The following is a 20,535-nucleotide window of genomic DNA, read 5'->3' on the forward strand; positions in this document are numbered from 1 at the left end:
CGGCGATAAATAGTAAAATTGAAGCAATCGATAATAATGAGGATAAACTGAATGACTGACGATATCTACGAGATCCCTAGCAAGACGCCCGACCTGCAGACTGAGCTGGCGCAGAAGCTGCAGGAACTGGTGCCCGAAGCCATCGCAGATGGCAAGGTTGATGTCGCCAAGCTCACCGAACTCCTCGCTGGCGATGCCGCTGACAGCAACGAACGCTTCGGCCTGTTCTGGCCGGGCAAGAAGCGCGCCCTGCGTGCCGCCCAGGAACCCACGACCGCCACGCTGCGTCCCGACAAGGCTAACAGCAAGGACTGGGACACCACCAAGAACGTCTTCATCGAGGGCGACAACCTCGAAGTGCTCAAGATCCTCCAGAAGCACTACCACGGCAAGATCAAGATGATCTACATCGATCCGCCGTACAACACCGGCAAGGACTTCGTCTACCCCGATAACTACAAGGAGGGTCTGGAGACCTACCTCGAGTGGACCAAACAGGTCAACGAGGAAGGCAAGAAGGTCTCGACCAACGCCGACTCCGAGGGGCGCTACCACTCGAACTGGCTCAACATGATGTACCCGCGTCTCAAGCTCGCGCGGAACCTGCTCACCGAGGACGGCATCATCTTCGTGAGTATCGACGAGAACGAGGACGCCAACCTTCGCCTCCTACTCGACACCGTCTTCGGTGCTTCGAACTTCGTCGGCGAGTTCATTTGGCAGCACAGTGTGCAGCCGAAGGGCTACACGAACACGGTTTCACTGCACCACAACATGATCTTGGCCTACCGCCGCGGAGACGCATTTGAGCTCCACGCGCTGGAGCGCACCGCCGAGCACAACGTGAACTACCGGAATCCCGATAACGACCCGCGTGGCCCTTGGCGTGCGGGCGATGTCCGGAATGCGCTGTACCGGCCCAACCTGAAGTACAGGTTGGAAACGCCGAGCGGGAAGTTCATCGACCCGCCCGACAATGGCTGGCGCTGGAGCCAGGAGACGATGGCCGCGAAGATTGCGACAGGCGAAATCAGCTTCGACGCATCCGAAACCAAGATCACGCGCAAGATCTACCTCGACACGGTCGAGGGACGGGCAGTCGAGTCCATCTGGTTCGGGAAGGAAGTCGGTGTCACGCGCGACGCCGCTCGTGAGTTGAAGGCTTTATTCGGGGGCATGCTGCCTTTTGACACACCCAAGCCGGTCGGCCTGATCGAACGAATGATGCAGATCGCCGGAGTCGGTTCGGGCGACACGGTGCTGGACTTTTTCTCCGGCTCGGCGACGACAGGTCATGCCGTCGTCGCTGCGAATGCAAAGGACGGGGGCACGCGGAGGCACATCCAAGTTCAACTCCCTGAGCCCTCAGGTGAGAATACCGAGGCCTACAAAGTGGGTCTTCGGACTCTGGCGGCGATTGGTCGGAGGCGACTGGAACTCGCTGGCCAGAAGGTTGCCGATGAGCTCACTGGTCAGTCCGTCGACACTGGATTCCGGGCCTACACGCTTACGGACACTAACTTCACCAAGTGGCATGTGTCGAGTGACGTCGAGGGGGGTGCATTGGAGCAGCATCTACTCAGCCTCCGGGACAGCGCCGCAGACGACGCTACACCGGATGCCCTCCTAACCGAGCTCCTCCTGAAGCAGGGCTACTCGCTTACCGAAGAGTCGTCTGAACTGGACGTGGCAGGTCTGCACGTGCGGTCCGTTGGTGACGGTCTATTGCTGGCCTACCTTGACGAGCACACGAAACCCAAGCTCGACCAACTGCGCGAAGTCATCGACCAGGAGCCTTCCCGCTTCGTGATCCTCGAAGACGCCTTCCAGGGTGATGACGAGCTGAAGACCAACCTTGCCCAGCTCTGCAAGAGCAAGGGCGTGGAGCTCTGGACTGCCTGATGGAATTCAAGTTTGACGCCAAGCAGCAGTACCAGCTGGACGCCATCGGGTCGTTGGTGCAGCTTTTCGATGGCCAGCCGAAGGATGCTGACGACCTCGTCACCAAGCTGCGTGGAAGCGCGCCGGTCGAGGGTACGACCAACCAGTCAGCGCTCGACCTCGACCTAACACAAGAGATCGGGGCTGTCGGCAACAACCTCGTACTCGACGGCTCGACGATCCTGCACAACCTGCAAGCCGTCCAGGACAAGAACGGGCTGGAAGTCCTTCAAGAACTAGCCGGCAACTCCCTCGACTTCGATATCGAGATGGAGACCGGAACCGGCAAGACCTACGTTTACCTGCGCACGATTTTCGAGCTGGCGAAGGCGTACAGCTTCACCAAGTTCGTCATCCTCGTACCGAGCGTCGCGATCAAGGAAGGCGTCACCACCAGCATCAAGCTGATGCACCAGCACTTCCGCGAGTTGTACCCGGCGCATCCCTTCGACTACTCGGTCTACTCTGGCAAGTCCGCCGAGGAGGTACAGGGCTTCGCCACCAGTACCAACGTGCAGATCATGGTAATGACCATCGACTCGATCCGAGGCGACGCCAGCTCCCGCATCATTCACCAGAACCGCGACAAGCTGAACGGTCTGCGCCCAATCGACTATCTGAAGGCTACTCATCCAGTAGTCATCATGGACGAGCCGCAGAACATGGAATCCAAGCTGTCGCAATCTTCGATCAGCGAGCTCGATCCCATCGCCACGCTTCGCTTCTCGGCCACACACCGCAAACAGCGCAACGTCGTCTACCGACTCGATCCGGTCGATGCCCACGATCACGGGCTGGTCAAGCAGATCGTCGTCGCCGAAGTTGCTCAACAGGGCACCGACGCAGCGCCTTACATCAAGGTGATCGAGGTCAAGCGCGACCCATGGGAGGCCAAGCTTGAACTGGCCGTCCGCGCCGCTGACGGCTCAACGCCTCGTCGAATTATCAAGGTCAAACAGGATCAGGAGCTGTCCAACCTGACCAACAACCCTGCCTACGAAGGCTGGTGGATCACCGAACTGTCCATCGAGCCCCAGTATGTGGACCTCAACAAGCACGGCATGCTCCAGCAGGGCGAGGAGATCGGCGGCAACTCCGACTCGATCTACCGCGAGATGATTCGGGAAACCATCAGGGAGCACCTCCGTAAGCAGACGATGTTGGCCAGCAAGAACATCAAGGTTCTGAGCCTGTTCTTCATCGACAAGGTCGAGAACTTCCTCGGTGATGGTGTCAACAACATTGATGCCAATGGTCAGTTCGTTCAGTGGTTCGACGAGTTGTTCCGCGAGGAGCGCGCCAAGTCGGCCCAGTGGCAAGAACTGTTCCCGCAAGATCCGGCGGACCTGCGCCGCGGCTATTTCTCCGTCCTCAAGGGCAAGAAGGGGATGGCCGACAAGTTCCAGGACACCTCCGGGGCTACCAAAGCCGATGATGACGCCTACGACCTGATCATGCGCGACAAGGCACGACTGCTCGACGAGGCCGAACCTGTCCGCTTTATTTTCAGCCACTCCGCACTACGCGAGGGTTGGGACAACCCGAACGTCTTCCAGATTTGCACCCTGCGCGAGATGGGTGCCGAAGTCGAACGCCGGCAGACCATCGGTCGCGGTCTACGTCTGCCGGTTGACCAGACGGGTGAGCGTGTCGCCGACCGCAGCATTGCCCAACTCACCGTCGTCGCAAACGAGTCCTACCAGGCGTTTGCCAAGAAGTTGCAGACCGAGTACGAGAAGTCTGGCGTCGAGATCGGCCGAGTTCGCCCGCAGGAGTTCTCCAAGATCCCGCTGTACGAAGAGCACATCGAGCCCGACGGCCCGGAGTACTTCGGCTACGAGCGATCCAAGACGCTTTACGAGGCGTTGGAGTCCTCGGGGATGATCAAGGACGGCAAGATCACCGCCGCGTACCAGCCGACACAGCTCGGTTTCGATCTCAAGCAGCACGTCCCGGACTTCTACTGGCCCTATGAAGACGTCATCATCGAGTACATCGCACGCTCCAGCATCGAGCGGTACGTCAAGCCGCAGTCCAAGCGGAAAGCCCGCAAGCTCAACAAGGAGCTGTTCGCCAACCCCGAGTTCGAGGAGTTCTGGCGCACCATCTCGCGGCGCACGACTTACCGTGTCGCCGTCGACCGCGAACGCCTGATTGAGGCAACGGTCAAGGTGATCAAGGAAGCACCGCCGATCCAGCCGCTTCGTATCCAGGTCACCCGAGCCGGCGTGAAGATCCTCCGCGGCGGCACCAAGGCCACCGAGACAGGGCAGCGGTCGGCGTCGCTGCAGGGCGCCTACGACCTGCCTGACATCATCACTGAACTGCAGGAAGCCACCTCGCTGACTCGTAAGACGATCATCGACATCCTGCTCGACAGTGGACGGCTGCCCGAGTTCATCGGCAACCCCAACGACTTCATCCAGATGGTCAAGGGCCGCCTGCAGTCCGTGCTCGCCGAGATCGTCACCGAGGGCATCCAGTACGAGAAGATCGGCGGCTACGTCTACGAGTTACGCGAGCTCCAGAAGGATGGGCAGGAAGAAAAGGACCGCTTCCTCGACCAGATGTACAAGCTGCAGAATCCGGAGAAGTCAGACTTCGACTACGTCGTCTATGACTCCGAACCGGAACGCCAATTCGCCGAGCTCCTCGACGGCCGCGACGACGTCAAGTTGTTCATGAAATTGCCGTCCAAGTTCAAGATCGACACTCCAGTAGGCCCCTACAACCCGGACTGGGCGATCATCAAGCACGAGGCCGGCCAGGACCGGATCTACATGATCCGCGAGATTAAGAGCACCGACGACGAGGTCAAGCGCCGTCCGACCGAGAACGCCAAGATCAAGGCGGCCACCAAGCACTTCGCCGCTATCGGCGTAGGTGACTACGCGGTCTCCGTGCCGGGAGCGTGGAGGGTATGACGAAGCGCGACACGCCTCAGAACTCGATGATCAAGATCGTCTATTTCGACGAGGAGTCGGCCTCGGACTACCTGGACATCTCTGCAGGCGGCAAGACAGCTGCCACGAGCGAAGATGTCAAGGAGCGCACCAAAGACGTGCACGCGAAGGTCGAGGCTGGTCTCGTCGCGAAGCTGAGCTGGCTGCCATTCCTCGGCGCGTCCGGCGAACTCAGCACCGGGGCTGGGGCATCTGCTGCCGGCAAGAGCATCCTCAGCAAGACGCTATCAAATACGATCCTCACCGACTATCTCGCGAAGGCAAGTGAGGACCGTCAGGTAGTCCAGCTGCGAGACCTCCGGGTTACCGCACCTAAAGACTCGATGGCGTACATGAAGATGTTCACGCCATACATGGTCATGCTCAAGATGGACGAGATCCCGGTTGACCTGGCTCGAATGGATGAAGTGCTCGTCGGGGCCAAGGGATATTACGAACTACTCGGCGAAGGAGTCGATGGCACCAAGCGCGTGCTGCGATTCAACATCAAAGCATTCCGGAACAACTATGGTCTCACCGACCTCGGCCGCATGAACCTGGTGTTCCACGGCATTCTCGTAGGCAAGACCTTCGAGCACGCGCTCGGAATGGAAGCCGAGATGTCGGGCGGCGCAGGCGAATCCACCGTGACGGCGGTCGAACTCGTCGATGGCGTGGACGCTCATAACGAGGAGCTTCTGAACGTTTACGACGTGATTCTCGCTGGAGTCGAGCATGCCGGGTGACGTAACGGTCACCATCTACTACGGTCCGCTGTCGTGGTTCGAAGACCAACTGACGAAGAAGGAGTGCACGAGCCTTCTCGACATCGTTTACGAGCGTGATGAAGCCAGCCGGCGACATACTCACGTCGTCGAAGGTCGGGAGGTGTCACCGCTCGAAGAACGAGCACCAAGGCCGAAGCACGTAGCAGCTGAGTCGAACGACTATGCCAGCCTGAACGAGCACGTCATTACGAACTTCGCCGGCCTCGTCCGATCGATCAATCCCGAATGCCTTCATCTACACAACCCACCGGCCCACATTCATGCGCAACTTGAACGCACATTCGCCACCGACGTGAAGCGCTACGGGTATCCGGTGGTGACACGGGACACCCTGATCCGATTCCGCGACGGTTTCGCCGGACATCTGGTTGGACAAGCAGCCGTCAAGGAGGCGCTGCTCGCGGCACTGTACCCGCTCACCACGACGCGACGCGCGAAGCCCGTCGTCCTCATGTTTTACGGCCCGTCCGGTGTGGGTAAGACCGAGACCGCACAGTTCGTCAATGGGCTGCTCGGCGGCACGCTCCTGCGTAAGCAGTTCTCCATGTTCCACAACGACAAGTTCGCGTCGTACCTGTTCGGGGGAACGCACTCGGAAGCGTCCTTCGCGCGCGATCTGCTCGACCGCGAATCCGGCGTCATCCTGATCGACGAGTTCGACAAAGCGAACTCGGTCTTTCACAGTGCCTTCTACCAACTCTTCGACGGCGGCGTCTTCGAGGACAAGAACTACAGCGTCCAGGTCGGCCCCGCGCTGATCATCTGCACCTCGAACTACGGCACCGAGGACGAAATCCGCAAGGCACTCGGAGATGCGCTCTACTCACGGTTCGACTCTTTGGTTCAGTTCAAGCCACTCTCGAAGGACGAGATTCGGCAGGTGATCGATCGGCTCGTGGACGACCGCTACGGCAAGCTGGCAGCGGACGAACAAGAGCGGATCGAGCTGAGCGAACTCAAGGCCCTTTTGCATCCGTTGGCCGATAGGTCTGGCAACGTTCGCAAACTCGGCAAGCTGGTCGACGAGGTCATCTCACTGGTGTTGGTGCGCGCGGTGCTTAGAGAATCTCCGAAGGTCAATGATGAACCGCATACGGAGGGGGCAGCATGAGTAGTGACATAGCGGTACCCGAAATCGGGTCGGAAGATCACGCTGGGCTGGACGTCATAGAGGAGTCCGCGTTCGTCGATCCTCGATCCCTGCTCGCGGACTGGGCGAATGCCAACGACGAGTGGGTGCGTCTGCTCGTATCAGAAGTCATTATGACCGGGCGGTCTGTCGGCACCTCAACGATCGAGAAGGCATACCAGCTCTTCCGGCAGGAGAAGGCACTCGAAAAGCGTGAGCTGCCAGCCGTTCCGAAGCTCAACATCGAAGCACGTCAAGACGAATCAGCGCCTCCGCTCATTCTGACTCAGCTGTCCAACGTGCACGGCGTCAATGCCTTGACTGCGGGCGCCGTGATCGAGCCGCACGAAGGGCTGACCATCATCTATGGCGAGAACGGCACTGGCAAAACGGGCTACTCACGTATCTTCAAGGCGCTGGCGAACAGTCGCACCGCCGATACAATTCTCGGCAACATCGACTCTGATATCACCGAGGTGCAGTCGGCTACGCTCGAGTTCAAGCTCGGCGACGACACCCAAACCCTGACGTGGATGGGTGATCGAGGTGTCTCTCCGTTTACGCGCATGTCGATCTTCGACAGCCCGGCTGTGCGAACCCACGTCGACGATGCCCTCGACTACGTCTACACCCCGGCTTCGCTCGCCTTGTTCAACGACATCACCACTGCTATTCAGGCGGTCGCCGCCCAGATCGACGCAACGATCGCTGACCTTGGTTCGAGCGGCTCCGACCTGCTTACGCGATTCCAGCGCGGATCGACCATTTATCCGCTTGTCGAGACGCTCGGCGCTTCCACTGACCTGACCGACCTCAAGTCAAAAGCCCGGTCCGGAGAGGCAGTCGAGAAGGAGCTCGACTCGCTCACTCAAGAAGTGGCAGCCCTGCGCGCCAACACGATGGGTACACAGATCACCGCGCTCAAAAGCCAGCAACGTGTCTTGGCGCAGGCCCTCTCCGCTGCTGACGCTCTGCTTGTCTTCGACCGTGCTGCATATAACGGTGCGCTGACCAAGCGCGCGCGGCTCACGACTGACCATGAGACGTTCCGAAGCGAGCTCTTCGCAGCAGCCGATCTACCCGCTGAGCCGGACGACACATGGAACGAGTTCATAGAGGCGGGCGAGACATACCGCCAGCACCTCGTCGATCGCGAAGCGCACGATGCCGGCCGCTGTCTCTACTGCCGTCAGCCTCTATCTGACCCCGCCCGGGCTCTCCTCACGCGCTATTCGACATACCTTGAGGACAAAATTTCTGCGGATATCCGTGCGAACGAGACCGCGATCACTGGACACAAGAGTCAGATCGCCGCCATCCAGAGCAACGATATGACTGCTTTCATCAAGGAGCACAAGGATGGCGACAAGGCCGACCGGCCAACGTTCTTCGACCGAGTCGAAACGATCGAGGGTGTTCGGAGCGCAGTCGCCACCTCGGTCGCCGATGGCCAGCCGGTCGACATCAAGGTCGCGGACTTGGTCACTTCGCCGAGGGCGACGGTTGAAGCCGTCCTGACGACCACTGGCGCGAGCATCACTGAGCTGGAGGGTCAGCAGCAGAACCGAGCCAGAGTTCTCGGCGAGAAGCAGACTGAACTACTAGAGCTCAAGGACGCCGTCGAACTGGGCAAGTCCTGGTCGCTGATTGAAGCCCAGGTCAAGCGGGCCAAGGAAGCGGATCGACTGGGAACCCTCAAGCGCCCGTTGCCATCGCTTGGGCGATCGGTTACCGCTCTTGCGAAGACCGCCAGCGACCAGCTGATCAACCAGAGCTTCGATGCCCTGTTCCTGGAGGAATGTGACGCACTCCGCACGCCCGTCCTAAACGTGCAGTTCGTAGGGCGGGAGGGGAAGGCTCAGCGCCGCAAGGTCTTGAGCGGTAAGCACAAGCCGTCCAAGGTGCTCTCTGAGGGTGAGCAGAAGGTGCTAGCGCTCGCCGACTTCCTTGCCGAGGCGCGGCTCGCCGGTATCACGGCACCAGTGATCTTTGACGATCCAGTGTCAAGCCTCGACCATCGGCGGATCAACGAGGTTGCCCAGCGCATCGCGCTGCTCGCGAACGAGAATCAGGTCCTCGTCTTCACTCACGATATTCTGTTCGCTACGACGCTCCTGAACCTCACTGAGAAGTCGAAGCGTTGCTCGCTGTTCCAGATCACGGACGAGGGTGGCAAGGGAAAAGTCGTCCGTGCGACCGGCTTACGTACCGACTCACTGAACGCCATCAAGGGCCGGATCAACGACGCGATCCAGAGGGCGAAGACACAGGACGGTGAGGTACGAGATGCCCTCGTACGCATGGCGTATAGCCATGTTCGTGCGTGGTGCGAAGTTTTCACCGAGGAAGAGCTGTTGAAGGGGGTTACCAAGCGTTATCGGGCCAACGTCCAGATGACTACACTTCCAAGCATCAATGGGGGCAAGCTTGACGAGATCGGCCCGAAGGTGGCCGAAATCTTCGAGGTAGCTTGTCGCTACATCGACGGGCACTCTCAGCCCCTCGTTACATTGGGAGTGAGCCCGACTCTCACGGGACTCGAACAGCACTGGGAGGAGCTGCAAGCCCTCAAGAAGACCAACGATGGCAAGGCGTAAGGGCCGAGGTCTATTTCAGCCCAGCAACGATCAATCTCACGTTGGCATGCCCCATCCCAACTTCCGCGGCAATCGCCTCCGGCTTCAATCCTTCCGCGCACAGCTCATGGACCCGGGCAACTTGCTTTGCCGTCACTGTCCGTCGTTGCGGTGGAATGCCGGCCTTGCGCAGGACCATGCGGATCGAATAGTCGCTGACGCCGTACTCTTCGGCGAGAGCGGCGAGACTTGCTCCGCCCGCCACGTACGCCGCAACAATGGCTTTCCGGTCTGCGTCTTTGATCTTGTCCTTGAGTCTGCGAGGCTTCGGTCGGGTCGGTTGCGCAGCCGGTTCGCCGTCCCGTAAGGCTAGGCATTTCTCGAGGAGAGACGGCGCTTCCCTGGTTTTTGAGTACCGTCCCAGCGTGTGCACCACGAAACCCCTGTTCATTAGGGGTTTATTCGTTTCTATGGCTGGTCTCATTGTTGTGCAGCAGCATCCGGCGCCTTAGCCGCTGTCTGATCCAGATCCTCCAGAAGCTGATTGAGACGGGACGCGGCCACGATCGCTTCGCCGCGGGAACTGTCCGGCTCCACGTTCAGCCTGGCGAGCAGTGCGATGACGGGGATGTGGGCGGGGTCGACCGCCGACTCCCCTTCGCCACCGAGGACCGCGCGAGTCACCCTGGCCCGCTCCCGGATTCGGTCCAGTGCCGCATGGACGTCGGTGGCGTCGGTGATCTGATGCTGCTCGCCCACAGTGGTGAGTCCAGTGGCAACGCAGGCGAGGGCGCCGTCCAGGGCGTCGAAGTACTTGGCGATGGAATCGATGAGCATGGGCCGCGAATTGATTGAGAGAATCAAGTAGGCGCACACCACCCCGATCAGGGAGCCCGCCACCGTCTCCTCGATGCGAACGACGAGCAGCCGCATGTCGAAGACACCCAGCAGATCGAACAGTGCAGCGATCATCACGGTGATGAACACCACCAGGTAGGTGTATCGGACCGAGCCGAAGCAACTTGCGAGGAAGACGCAGAGCACGCCGAGGATCAGTTCGGGGATCACGTGATGGTTCACGGCCACCACCACGAGCGCCCCGATCACGACTCCCAGCACAGTGCCGACGATCCGGTCCATCGCGCGAGTCAGCACAGCGGCGCGCGTGCTGGCCTTCATGAAGACGATGAACGCGGTCAGACGGCCCAGTACCAGCGCGAAGCAGCAATCATCTCGCCTACGACGGAAGCCAGTGCGGTGGCGAACATCACCTGAACAGCCAGCCGCGACGTGGGCTCCCAGTCGCGCCAGGGCTGCAGTTTCCAGGGCTGCAGTTTCCATGGCGGTGGCGAGATCCCGAGGGAGGCCAACCCGGGACGTCGCAGGTGGTGCTCCCGATGGACGTCGGCGGGGTCGGTAGGGGGAACCAAGTCCGGTTCGCCAGTCGAAACGATGAGTTCATTCAGCGCATGCCACATACGTACGCAGCGCGAGATCTCCAGGGTGACCAGTCCGCCCGCCTCGCGGATGTCGACGATGGCCTCGATTCGTTTTGCCCGACGTGCCGCGGCACGGCTTGCTTCGACGTCGATGTCCTTGGCCAGCACGGTGTGCAGATCGGTGATCGCGGCGTCGAGCAATGCGTTTCGTGGGAGTACGCCGTCGTCTGTCGGCGACGCGTTGTCGAAGCGGTCGGCAACGAGCTGATTGCACACCTGCTCCACCGAGATCTGTGCATCCACCACCAGGTCGGCAAGAGTCTCTGGTTCGCAATCCAGATGACGATGCGTGTCGAACCGTGACTGCCAGTTGTTGATCGCGAGCGACATTCCACCGAGCCGGGCGAGGTCGCGCTCGATATGCGGGCGAACGGACCGGCTGGTGGCGCGCTGTGCGGCGAGCAGGGCGGTGTCGGCCGCGCTGCGACACTCCCTGAGCAGCAACGCGATCTGACGCTGCGGCCGCTCACGAAGCGCCACCACACGCAGAAGTATCCCGGCGCACACGGTGAGGGCGATCACCGGCCACAGGACGGGCAGCTGGCTCTGGTCCAGGCGTAGCAACAGAGTGAGGAAGTACGGAAAGAAGGCTGCGAATCCCAGCGCTCCACCCCGTGGACCGAATCGTCGAACCCACACCGCGAGGCCTGACACCGCGACGAAAGCCACAACCGCCGCGAAACGGTACGGCTCGAGCAGCGCGGCAAGCGTCGCAAAAAACAGCGCGACGATGAGTTGAAGACACGCGGTCACAAGTCGCGCCCGGGGAGTGGGGTCCTTGGTCGAGACGTGGCCGAGGAAACTCACGTATCCGCCGATGCCGTACTCCTCGAGCACGCGTCGACCAATACTCGCGAGAACCTGGAGAATTCGCTACGGCTGTTGGCCGAACGGGGAATCAGCTCCACCCAGATGGTCGTCGTCACGAACAATTCCACGTGCGCGCAGCGCATCGCTGAGCCGAGAGTTGGGCATTCCGGGGGCGATCGTCGTCGGTTCACCCACCGCCTGGTATTACCTCCCGTCAGGCTTCCTCCGGGAGTTCGCCGCAACCGTGGTGCATTACCGCAGACAGAATCTGATCATCTGTGCCGCCATTTCCGGGTTGTGGTTGGCCGCGGCGGCGGTTGCACTGATCATCAGCGCGCGCGAGGAATTCGCCGACGACCAGCCGGTGCCACCCGCCGCGCTGGAATTCGTACACAGCTTCGACAGACTCGCGGCCCGAGGTGCGTTAACACCCGACGAAAGCGACTTTTCCGACGGTCGTGCCGTAGCCTCGCACATGTGACCCACAACACGGCGACGCTCTAGATGTCCGATTCTTCCCCGGACTCCTACCGGATCAGTCGGCGTCAGTTGTTGGGTGCGTCTGGTCTCGCCACGGTGGTTCTCGCGTTGTCGCGCACACCTGCGGCACGCGCCGCGCCGTCCCCGCCCGACGGCTATCTCGACATGCCGCCCATCGCAAGACAGGTACTCGGGGGGCTGCGCATATCGTCGCGCGACGCGCTCCGTGGCGTATCGGTCATGGTGATGCCGGGTGACGACCGGTACTCGAAGCAGCAGGGTGTCACCGGGCGCGGTCCCGGCGCGATGTCTGACGGTGCCGCCGACGAGTTCGTCGGTCTGGTGGACCGTTTCCTGCCGCAAGGGGACGAGCTTCTCCGGCCACTGGCGGTGGCCCTCTCGGTGACGCTCACCGACCTGGCCGTCACACCGACGCGGCTTCCCGACGACCAGGTGGCCTCGGCAGTCGACCGCGCGCTCGGCGTCAGCGACAACGACCGCACCTTTCCGTTGTCCCTGATCGCCGGACTGGTCATGGATGTCGCAGCGCTACTCGTCGGCGCACCGCTTGCAGGTCCGTTTGCCTCACCCTTCGCCAACGCCGACTTTCAGACGAAAGCCCGTGCGTTTCAGTTGATCGAACAACCTGCTGCCGATCTACTCGCCGTCTTCGACAACGCGCTGCCGCAACCGCTTCGCGGGTCCGGTGCGGGCCTGTTGCGCTTCGTCGGGGGGATCCTGCTCGACGGTTCGGCGTTCACCGTGTGGAGCGAGCATCGGCTCTACGACCACACCTCGCGACGTCTGTCTCGGCGTCCCGTCAGTTGGAACATCACCGGATACCGGCCCAACGGACTGGTCGACGGCAACGACGATTTTATCGGCTATTACAAGGGATTCGAGGAGTTCTGAGTGCGTGACGTCATTGTGATCGGCGCTGGTGGGGGCGGCCCGGTGGTCGCTGCCGAACTCGCCGGACAAGGCCTCGACGTGTTGCTGCTCGAGGGTGGTCCGCGCCAGGCGAACCCCGCCAAACAGTGGTCGCATCTCGAGTTCGACGCCAATGACCCGACGGCTGGTTTCCTCCGCTTCGGACCGGGCGACCGGTCCACACCGTACTGGCATCGCGAGTGGGCACAGAACAGCTTCGTCTGGGAATTGGGTGGTGTGGGCGGCACTACTCAGCACTTCTTCGGCAACAGTCCACGGCCGTATCCCGGTGTGTTCGTCGGCTACCGCGGTGCCGACGCCGCCTTGTACGACACCGCCCATCGCTTCCCCTTCACCTACCGCGAACTTGTCCCATATCTGGAGTGGGTGGAAGCGACCTTGCCGGTCAAGCCTGCCCCGATGGGGACCAAGGAGGCGGTCTTCTTCCGAGGCTGCGAAGGCTTGGGGTTGCCGCTGCAACGATCACGGGACACGACTCGAGCAGCCTTTCGACCGCAGCCGAACTGTATTTTGCACCCAACCGGAAATGCCGGCCGCACAACAGATTCCAACCTTCTCGTCTACCCGCAGGCGACGGGTTGCACATTCTGTGGCCACTGTTTTCAGGGCTGCTACCAACCGGCACGCGCACCCCGAAACCTCTTCGCCCGCCGATCCACAGACAACAGTTACGTTCCGCTCGGCCTCGCCGCCGATGCGGTTCGCCGAGGCGGCAAGCCGATGGAGTTGCGTGCGGAGTCCTTCGTCGAGCAGATTCACACAGAGGAGCGCGGCGGACGCGTCCGCGCCACCGGAGTGACATGGCGAGACAACGTCACTGGCGCGCGACACCGTGAAGACGCGGAGGTCGTGGTGATGGCCGGTGGCGCCACCGAGAGCCCGCGGCTGTGGTTCAACAGTGGATTGCCGAACCCGAACGGCTGGGTGGGTCGCGGACACACGGACCACTGGTTCGACTGGGTGGTAGGCCTTTTCGATGAGGTCACCGGCAACACGCGGGGTGCCAACTCTTGTGCACGGGTCGAGTTCCCCGGATATGGATGCTTGGAGAACTCCGGCGTCACCCCGGCGATCCAGGCATTCACGATGACGTTGTCCAACAGCGGTATTCGCGGCCAGTACACCAACGGCCGTGGGATGCGGGGCGCGTGGGACGGCCCCACTGGACGACTGGCCGGCGACGAACTCCGCGACTTCATGGCTCACGGAATCGACCGGATGCTGAACGTCCTGTGTATCACCGACGACCACGTCGAGCCCGATTGCCGAATAGTGCCTTCACTTTTCCCGGCCGACTCCCACGGCGCTGTCGCGAAAGTCGACATCGACATTCGCAAACGGTCGGCGCCGACCCGGCGCAATCGCGAGTACATCGCGACGAAGGCGGCGCAGCTCCTACGGAAAGCCGGTGCACGAAAGGTGTATCGGCTGGATTGGGCTCCCCTGCTCCTCCACGTGCACTCGTCGATGCGCATGGGCGAGTCTGCCCGCAACTCCGTGACCCGCCCCAGCGGTGAGGCGCGATTCGTCGACCGGGTATTCATCGCGGACAACTCCGTTCTCGCCAATTCTCTCGGCGGACCCAACCCCACCCTGACCACCCAGGCGCTCGCCACTCGAACGGCGGAGAAGATCATGGCTACCTACTTCGGAGGCGACCCTTGGGTGGCCACTGGCGAACCGATCGCGACCACCGACGACCGGATCACGAAGCGGATGATCGAACTCGGGCTCTAACCCCTACTGCCCTGTCTCGATCGAGGCGGGCGTCGCGGTCAGGTCGGCAAGCACCTCGATGTTGTGCGCCAGCAGACTGGGCCGCGCGAACGATTCATGACACCCTCCACCGTGTGTGACCTGCGACAACACTCCAATCTGAACCTCTCCGACAAACGCGACATGTCGCCCAAGTCCCGCGTCTGATAGTCTCGCCGTGTCCATTCCGATATCAAAGCGTTACCAACCCCAGAGCGGACGTATTGCAGTGCCTCACCACCGATTGACCGACCGTGACTCGATCCCGACCGCAACGCGCGCGGTCCTTGACTCGCAACCTCGCGCCAGCCGTGGTCAGCACCGCGCAGCTCCCAGCAATGCGCACACCCTCAAGCTGAAGACCGCCACTCTCGCCGCGATCACCGGAGCGATCGGCCTCGGGTCCGTCGGCGCAGCGCAGGCTGCCGCAAATCCGGCTCCCAAGCTCGCGGCACCAACCGTGGCGTTGCCCGAGAACATCAAGTTGCCCGAGAATCTCAAGCTGCCGGAGAACATCACGCTTCCACCCCAGCTAGAGGAACTCACCCGCAACGCATTGCCCCCGAATGCACAAGTCCCGGGCAAAAAGCGTGCCGTTGCACCCACCTCCGGCACCGTGACCTCCGGGTACGGCTCACGGTGGGGGTCGCATCACTACGGCGTCGACATTGCCAACCGCGTCGGCACCCCGATCCACGCCGTCACCGACGGCACCGTCCTCGAATCGGGCCCGGCGTCGGGCTTCGGGATGTGGGTTCGTGTTCGCCAGGACGACGGCACGACCGGCGTCTACGGACACGTGAACGAGAGCTTCGTCAAGGCGGGCCAGAAGGTCCACGTCGGCCAGACGATCGCCACCGTCGGCAATCGTGGACAGTCCACCGGCCCCCACCTGCATTACGAGGTCTGGGACAAGAGCGGACAAAAGATCAACCCACAGGTGTGGCTGGCATCGCGCGGGGTCAACCCCTGACCTCCCGGAGCAGTATTCTCGACGATGTGCGCAGATCGACGCACATCGTCGCAGCCCGCTGGAGATTGCCATGGGATTCATCTTCTTCACGCTGCTCGTCGTTGCCGGCGTGATTGGGCTCATCTACAAGCTCAAGCACGACAAGCCACAGGATCACGGCGGGATGATCAGCTACGACGGAACGGGATCGAACCCTTCGGATTCGAGCAACGACTGATCACTTCGCGGGCGCACACTCCGCACCTGAGATGAGCCTCAAGGCACCTGAGATGAGCCGTCAGACGTGATCACTTTCCGACCGCGGCCGGGTCTTCGCTGCCCAACTCGGCGCCGGGAACTTCCGGAAGTCGTTGAGCGCCAACAAGTCCGAGCAGCGCCAAGAAGGCGGCCAGCAGGATCGCCATCTTGATCGCCTCCAGCTGCGCGTCGACGTAGCCGTCGACAAGTGTCGACACCTCGCCCGCAGGGATACCGTGCTCCTGAGCGACCACCTCGAGCTGGTCTCGACCCAGGATTTCGACGCCGTTCGACGTCGCGTCGCTGATCTGATTCTTTGTCTGCGCCGAAATCGCCGAGTCTGCCTGAGCTGCCGTGTTGAAACCTGAGCTCAGCGCGGCAACAAGTAACGCACCGAGCAGCGCAACACCCACCGATGTCCCGATGTTCTGGGCCGTGCCCTGCAATCCGCCCGCCTCACCACGGTCACGATTACCCACCGACGACATGATCACATTGCCGAGTTGCGCTGCTATGAAACCGAATCCGGCACCGAAGATGGCCATGCCGACGGCGAACACAACATTGTTGAGCTCGGGGTCGATGGTGGTCACCAGAAGTACACAACCGACGATCACGAGTACCAGACCGGTTCTGACCATCCGCCGCGGCGACTGCGTCGCAGCCAGTTTCGGGCTCGCGAATGCTGCGATCAACATGGCCACCGACATGGGCGCGAGCTTCACTCCCGTCTCGAACGCGTTCATCTGCAGCGCGTACTGCAGGTAGATCGGAATGATGAAGAACATCCCGCCGATGATGGTCTGCTGCGCGAGCAGCATGATCAATCCGTTGCGCAGCTGCAGTTTTCGAAGCAATGCGGGGTGAAGTAGTGGCGTGTCGCCGCGTTCGATGACACGACGCTCCCAGGACACAAGACCGATGAGCACGAAGACGCCGAGCGCAATCATGAACGGCACCACCGAGAATCCGAACGGTGTCACTCTCACGTCGCCGATCGTCAGTGCACCTCGCGGCCTGATGAAGCCCCAGACGCCTGCCTGCAGCAGCGCGATCACGATGAGGCCGAGCCCCGCCACCGACAACGCGGTGCCGATCCAGTCCATCCGACCCGACTCGGTCTTCTCGTCGTCGGCGATGGTCCGCACCGCGAGCACGACGAGCACGCACACCACAGTCTCCGCAGCGAAGACCACCCGCCAGGTGAGTGCTTCGGTCACCCATCCCCCGATCAACGGACCGGCCGCCGCGCCGGCTGCGGCGATACCACCGAGTGCGCTGTAGGCGGTCGCGCGATCGCGACCCGAATAGTTCGACGCCGTCAACGAGATGATCGCCGGAATCACCATGACCGCTCCGGCTCCCTCGACAAAGGACCACCCGAACAAGAGCATGCCGATGTTCTGACTGAATGCCGTGATCAGCGAACCGATTCCGTACACGATGAGGCCAATGGCGAAGATCCTCCGCCTGCCGAACATATCGCCGAGGCGACCACCGAAGAGCATGAACGATCCCATGACCAGGGTGTACAGCGTGATCGCGAGCTGAACCTGGGTCAACGTCGTGCCGAGGTCGGCGACGACCTGCGACACCGACACGTTCATGACCGTGGTGTCGAGCACCATGATGAACTGCGCAGCGCTGAGTATGAGCAGGACCCTCCACCGTCGCATGGCAGCACGATACGCGGAACACCCTGGCCGCACGCGGTCTCTGCCCGGCAGCGGAGGCAAACTCTACTAAACGGTCGACAGCCACGAACTCAGGCCGCGCCGAGTACGGACAGCAAGTCCCTCGGTAAGGGTGGCGACACCGACACCGTTAGATTGGCCTTGACAACCTCAGCAAGGCTAGTTGTTCATGAGACGCCCACCAACGGCGGTGGAACAGTCGTGAGCAACGTCACGCCAGCCGAGTTGAGCCCACACGAGGTAGCCACGATGAACCCCCAACGGCTGACCGTGAACTGCTCGATGCTGTTCACCGACCTACCGCTGCTGCGTCGACCGCAGGCAGCGCGAGATGCGGGCTTCGACGCCGTCGAATTCTGGTGGCCATTCGACGACGCCGTCCCTGCCGATCGAGAGGTCGACGAGTTCGTGTCGGCAATCGACGACGCCGGGGTACGTCTCACCCACCTCAACCTCGCCGCGGGTGATCTCGCGGCGGGCGAGCGCGGGCTGCTGTCGCATCCGCCCAGGACGCGCGAGTTCGTCGAGAGCATCGACGTTGCGGTCGGCATCGGCGCACGACTGCGCACCGTCGGTTTCAATGCGCTCTACGGCAACCGCATGGCAGGACTCGATGTGGCCGAACAAGACTCACTGGCAGTCGACAACCTTGCCGTCGCGGCTCGTGCCGCTGCGACGATCGGCGCACAGATCCTCCTCGAACCACTCAGTGCGCTCCCGGACTATCCGCTCCGCCTTGCCGACGATGCGCTCGCAGTGTCCGACGCCGTTCGACGCGAGCACCGGATAGACAACGTCGCACTCCTCGCCGATCTGTATCACCTGTCGACGAATGGCGACGATCTCGACCACGTGCTCTCGCGCCACACCGGCCGGATCGGCCATGTGCAGATCGCCGACGCCCCTGGCCGCGGCGAACCAGGCACGGGCACAATGGACTTCGCGCGACATCTCGACACGCTCGACGAAGCCGGGTATCCGAGATGGATCAGTCTCGAGTATCGACAGACACTGGCCGACCCGATCGCGTGGCTCGCGGCGTTCACCAACGGCGCACACTGAAACACAACGGCATTCATATCACCACACCACGGAGGAGCACCCTCATGGCAACCATCGCGTTCATCGGACTCGGCGTGATGGGCAGTCCAATGTCGATCAACACGGTACGCGCTGGGCATCGCGTCGTCGGCTACAACCGCACAGCGTCGAAGGCCGCTGCACTCATCGACGCCGGTGGAACCGCGGCACAGTCCATCGCGGAAGCGGTCGCCGATGCCGACATCGTTGCCACCGTGCTCCCCGACTCCCCCGATGTCGAGCAGGCGCTGACTGGGCCCGATGGCGTGTTCACACATGCCAATCCTGGCACGGTCATCGTCGACTTCTCGACCATCAGACCCGACGTCGCGGTCCGGTTGTCCGACGATGCCTCGGCGCACGGCTACACATTCCTCGACGCACCGGTGTCGGGCGGCGAAGAGGGCGCGGTCAATGCCACTCTGTCGATCATGGCCGGCGGCTCGAAAAAGGCATTCGATGCCGCATCACCCCTCTTGCGTGCTGTCGGTTCGACCGTCGTACACGTAGGCCCAAGCGGCAGTGGACAATTGGTCAAAGCGGCCAATCAACTGATCGTGGCCGCCAATATCGCCGCACTCGCCGAGGCACTCGTCTACCTCGAGGCCAACGGGGTACAGACCACGGCAGCGGTCGACGTCCTCGGCGGAGGACTCGCGGGGTCGACTGTGCTCAACCACAAGGCACACCGGATGATCGACAGAGACTTTACACCGGGAGCGCGAATCGACTTGCACCACAAGGATCTCGGGATCGTCACCGCTTCCGCTCGTGAGGCAGGATTGGCTCTTCCGATCGGCTCCCTCGTCGCGACGCTCATGGCGTCGGCGCGGGCCAACGGCGACGGCGACCTCGATCACGCCGCGCTGTTTCGGACGGTCGAACGACTGTCGGGCAGGCTCGACCAGCTGTGATGTTCTAGCCCGCGCTGCTGTCCCCCGCCCTACTGCCCCGCCCTACGCCCTACTGCACCGCCCTGCTGTCCCCCGCCCGGCTGCAGAGTGCCGCGTTCGAGGCCGAGCTCGTTCTCCATCGCGCGTCGAACGAGACGCCCTCTGTCGGGAGCACCCGCGTAGTGCACCAGTGCGTGCGAGTTCACGCCGTCGATCATTCCGAGGAACTGCCACGCGACGTCGGCCGCATCGTCGGTGACGAACTCACCCGCGTCGACACCCTCGATGATGAGCTCTGACACCAGTGACTGCCACCGACCCATCACATCCCGAACAGCCGCGGCGAGAGGGCGATTGACCCTGCCGAGGCTGAAGGCGTCGGCCCAGACGATCGTGACGTCGTCGCGGCCAGGCTCGGTCAGCGTCGTAATCAAGTTCCTCAGCTTCGACGTCGCGTTCGGATCATCGGCAATGAGTTCGGCGATCTCGTCGACCTCGGCGCTCGTGATTGCCTCGAATGTCGACGCGACGAGCTCGTCCATACTCGGCTCGTAATGCGCGACGAGCGCAGGTGCAACGCCTGCCTGTGCGCCGACAGACCTCAACGTCAGCCCCGGAAGCCCATCGACACGAGCGACCTGACACGCGGCGGAGCGGATTTCGTCGGCCCGTTCCTCAGGCGACTTGCGGGGTGCACGCGTCCGACTCTTCGAGACCATCACTCAGCGATCATCGTGCCTGGCCATCATGGAGTCAACCGCTATTGATCACAAGATCAATAATTTGC

General features: G+C 61.9%; 17 protein-coding genes. 12 read left to right on the forward strand and 5 right to left on the reverse strand.

The genetic code is table 11. The features are described from left to right. Positions 1-51 precede the first annotated feature (51 nt). The 5 genes from GOSPT_RS20915 to GOSPT_RS20935 are packed head-to-tail and all read left to right on the forward strand — an operon-like array spanning position 52 to position 9,397. On the forward strand, positions 52-1,902 hold the full coding sequence (locus GOSPT_RS20915; RefSeq protein ID WP_005208781.1) for a site-specific DNA-methyltransferase: 1,851 nt from the start codon (positions 52-54) through the stop codon (positions 1,900-1,902). Continuing rightward, complete coding sequence (locus GOSPT_RS20920; RefSeq protein ID WP_005208783.1) at positions 1,902-4,865, forward strand: restriction endonuclease; 2,964 nt, start codon at positions 1,902-1,904, stop codon at positions 4,863-4,865. The genes GOSPT_RS20915 and GOSPT_RS20920 overlap by 1 nt, the downstream gene beginning before the upstream one ends. Next, complete coding sequence (locus GOSPT_RS24430; RefSeq protein WP_005208786.1) at positions 4,862-5,629, forward strand: DUF6414 family protein; 768 nt, start codon at positions 4,862-4,864, stop codon at positions 5,627-5,629. Before GOSPT_RS20920 ends, GOSPT_RS24430 begins: the two co-directional genes overlap by 4 nt. Further along, complete coding sequence (locus GOSPT_RS20930) at positions 5,619-6,782, forward strand: AAA family ATPase (RefSeq protein ID WP_005208787.1); 1,164 nt, start codon at positions 5,619-5,621, stop codon at positions 6,780-6,782. Before GOSPT_RS24430 ends, GOSPT_RS20930 begins: the two co-directional genes overlap by 11 nt. Then, entirely contained in the window at positions 6,779-9,397 is a 2,619-nt protein-coding gene (locus GOSPT_RS20935) for an AAA family ATPase (RefSeq protein ID WP_005208789.1), read from the forward strand. The genes GOSPT_RS20930 and GOSPT_RS20935 overlap by 4 nt, the downstream gene beginning before the upstream one ends. A gap of 10 nt (positions 9,398-9,407) precedes the next feature. Here GOSPT_RS20935 and GOSPT_RS20940 read toward each other — a convergent pair whose 3' ends face one another. The 3 genes from GOSPT_RS20940 to GOSPT_RS23995 are packed head-to-tail and all read right to left on the reverse strand — an operon-like array spanning position 9,408 to position 11,712. After that, positions 9,408-9,809 carry a hypothetical protein gene (locus tag GOSPT_RS20940; protein ID WP_141630966.1) on the reverse strand — a complete coding sequence of 134 codons (402 nt, stop codon included), beginning with the start codon at positions 9,807-9,809 and terminating at the stop codon, positions 9,408-9,410. Between the two features lie 47 nt (positions 9,810-9,856). Continuing rightward, on the reverse strand, positions 9,857-10,687 hold the full coding sequence (locus GOSPT_RS20945; RefSeq protein WP_267625577.1) for an FUSC family protein: 831 nt from the start codon (positions 10,685-10,687) through the stop codon (positions 9,857-9,859). Further along, complete coding sequence (locus GOSPT_RS23995; protein ID WP_005208794.1) at positions 10,573-11,712, reverse strand: hypothetical protein; 1,140 nt, start codon at positions 11,710-11,712, stop codon at positions 10,573-10,575. Before GOSPT_RS23995 ends, GOSPT_RS20945 begins: the two co-directional genes overlap by 115 nt. On the opposite strand from GOSPT_RS23995, the gene GOSPT_RS24705 reads away from it, so the two are divergent. From GOSPT_RS24705 to GOSPT_RS24000, 5 genes are all read left to right on the forward strand, one after another. After that, positions 11,665-12,189 (forward strand): YdcF family protein, encoded by a 525-nt coding sequence (locus GOSPT_RS24705; RefSeq protein WP_168431333.1) that lies wholly within the window; start codon positions 11,665-11,667, stop codon positions 12,187-12,189. The two genes, GOSPT_RS23995 and GOSPT_RS24705, sit on opposite strands and share 48 nt — an antisense overlap. Continuing rightward, a complete protein-coding gene (locus tag GOSPT_RS20965; RefSeq protein WP_005208797.1) occupies positions 12,190-13,077 on the forward strand; it encodes a hypothetical protein in 888 nt (295 codons plus the stop codon). It begins immediately after the preceding gene. Beyond that, on the forward strand, positions 13,078-14,853 hold the full coding sequence (locus GOSPT_RS20970; RefSeq protein WP_005208800.1) for a GMC family oxidoreductase N-terminal domain-containing protein: 1,776 nt from the start codon (positions 13,078-13,080) through the stop codon (positions 14,851-14,853). A 247-nt stretch (positions 14,854-15,100) separates the two neighbouring features. Next, on the forward strand, positions 15,101-15,844 hold the full coding sequence (locus GOSPT_RS20980) for a M23 family metallopeptidase (RefSeq protein WP_005208804.1): 744 nt from the start codon (positions 15,101-15,103) through the stop codon (positions 15,842-15,844). Positions 15,845-15,914: 70 nt separating this feature from the next. Next, a complete protein-coding gene (locus GOSPT_RS24000) occupies positions 15,915-16,061 on the forward strand; it encodes a hypothetical protein (protein ID WP_156529293.1) in 147 nt (48 codons plus the stop codon). 70 nt (positions 16,062-16,131) lie between these two features. Here the strand turns inward: GOSPT_RS24000 and GOSPT_RS20985 are convergent, their stop codons facing one another. After that, a complete protein-coding gene (locus GOSPT_RS20985) occupies positions 16,132-17,757 on the reverse strand; it encodes an MFS transporter (protein WP_039856932.1) in 1,626 nt (541 codons plus the stop codon). A gap of 267 nt (positions 17,758-18,024) precedes the next feature. On the opposite strand from GOSPT_RS20985, the gene GOSPT_RS20990 reads away from it, so the two are divergent. Next, the gene (locus tag GOSPT_RS20990; protein WP_005208807.1) at positions 18,025-18,837 is read left to right on the forward strand and encodes a hydroxypyruvate isomerase family protein; all 813 of its coding nucleotides are present in this window, start codon (positions 18,025-18,027) and stop codon (positions 18,835-18,837) included. 44 nt (positions 18,838-18,881) lie between these two features. Further along, entirely contained in the window at positions 18,882-19,769 is an 888-nt protein-coding gene (locus tag GOSPT_RS20995; RefSeq protein ID WP_005208809.1) for a 2-hydroxy-3-oxopropionate reductase, read from the forward strand. A 29-nt stretch (positions 19,770-19,798) separates the two neighbouring features. On the opposite strand, the gene GOSPT_RS21000 is transcribed toward GOSPT_RS20995, so the two are convergent. Then, positions 19,799-20,467 carry a TetR/AcrR family transcriptional regulator gene (locus GOSPT_RS21000; protein ID WP_039856934.1) on the reverse strand — a complete coding sequence of 223 codons (669 nt, stop codon included), beginning with the start codon at positions 20,465-20,467 and terminating at the stop codon, positions 19,799-19,801. Positions 20,468-20,535 lie beyond the last annotated feature (68 nt).

The organism is Gordonia sputi NBRC 100414 (genome assembly GCF_000248055.1).
Taxonomy (GTDB): Bacteria; Actinomycetota; Actinomycetes; order Mycobacteriales; family Mycobacteriaceae; genus Gordonia; species Gordonia sputi.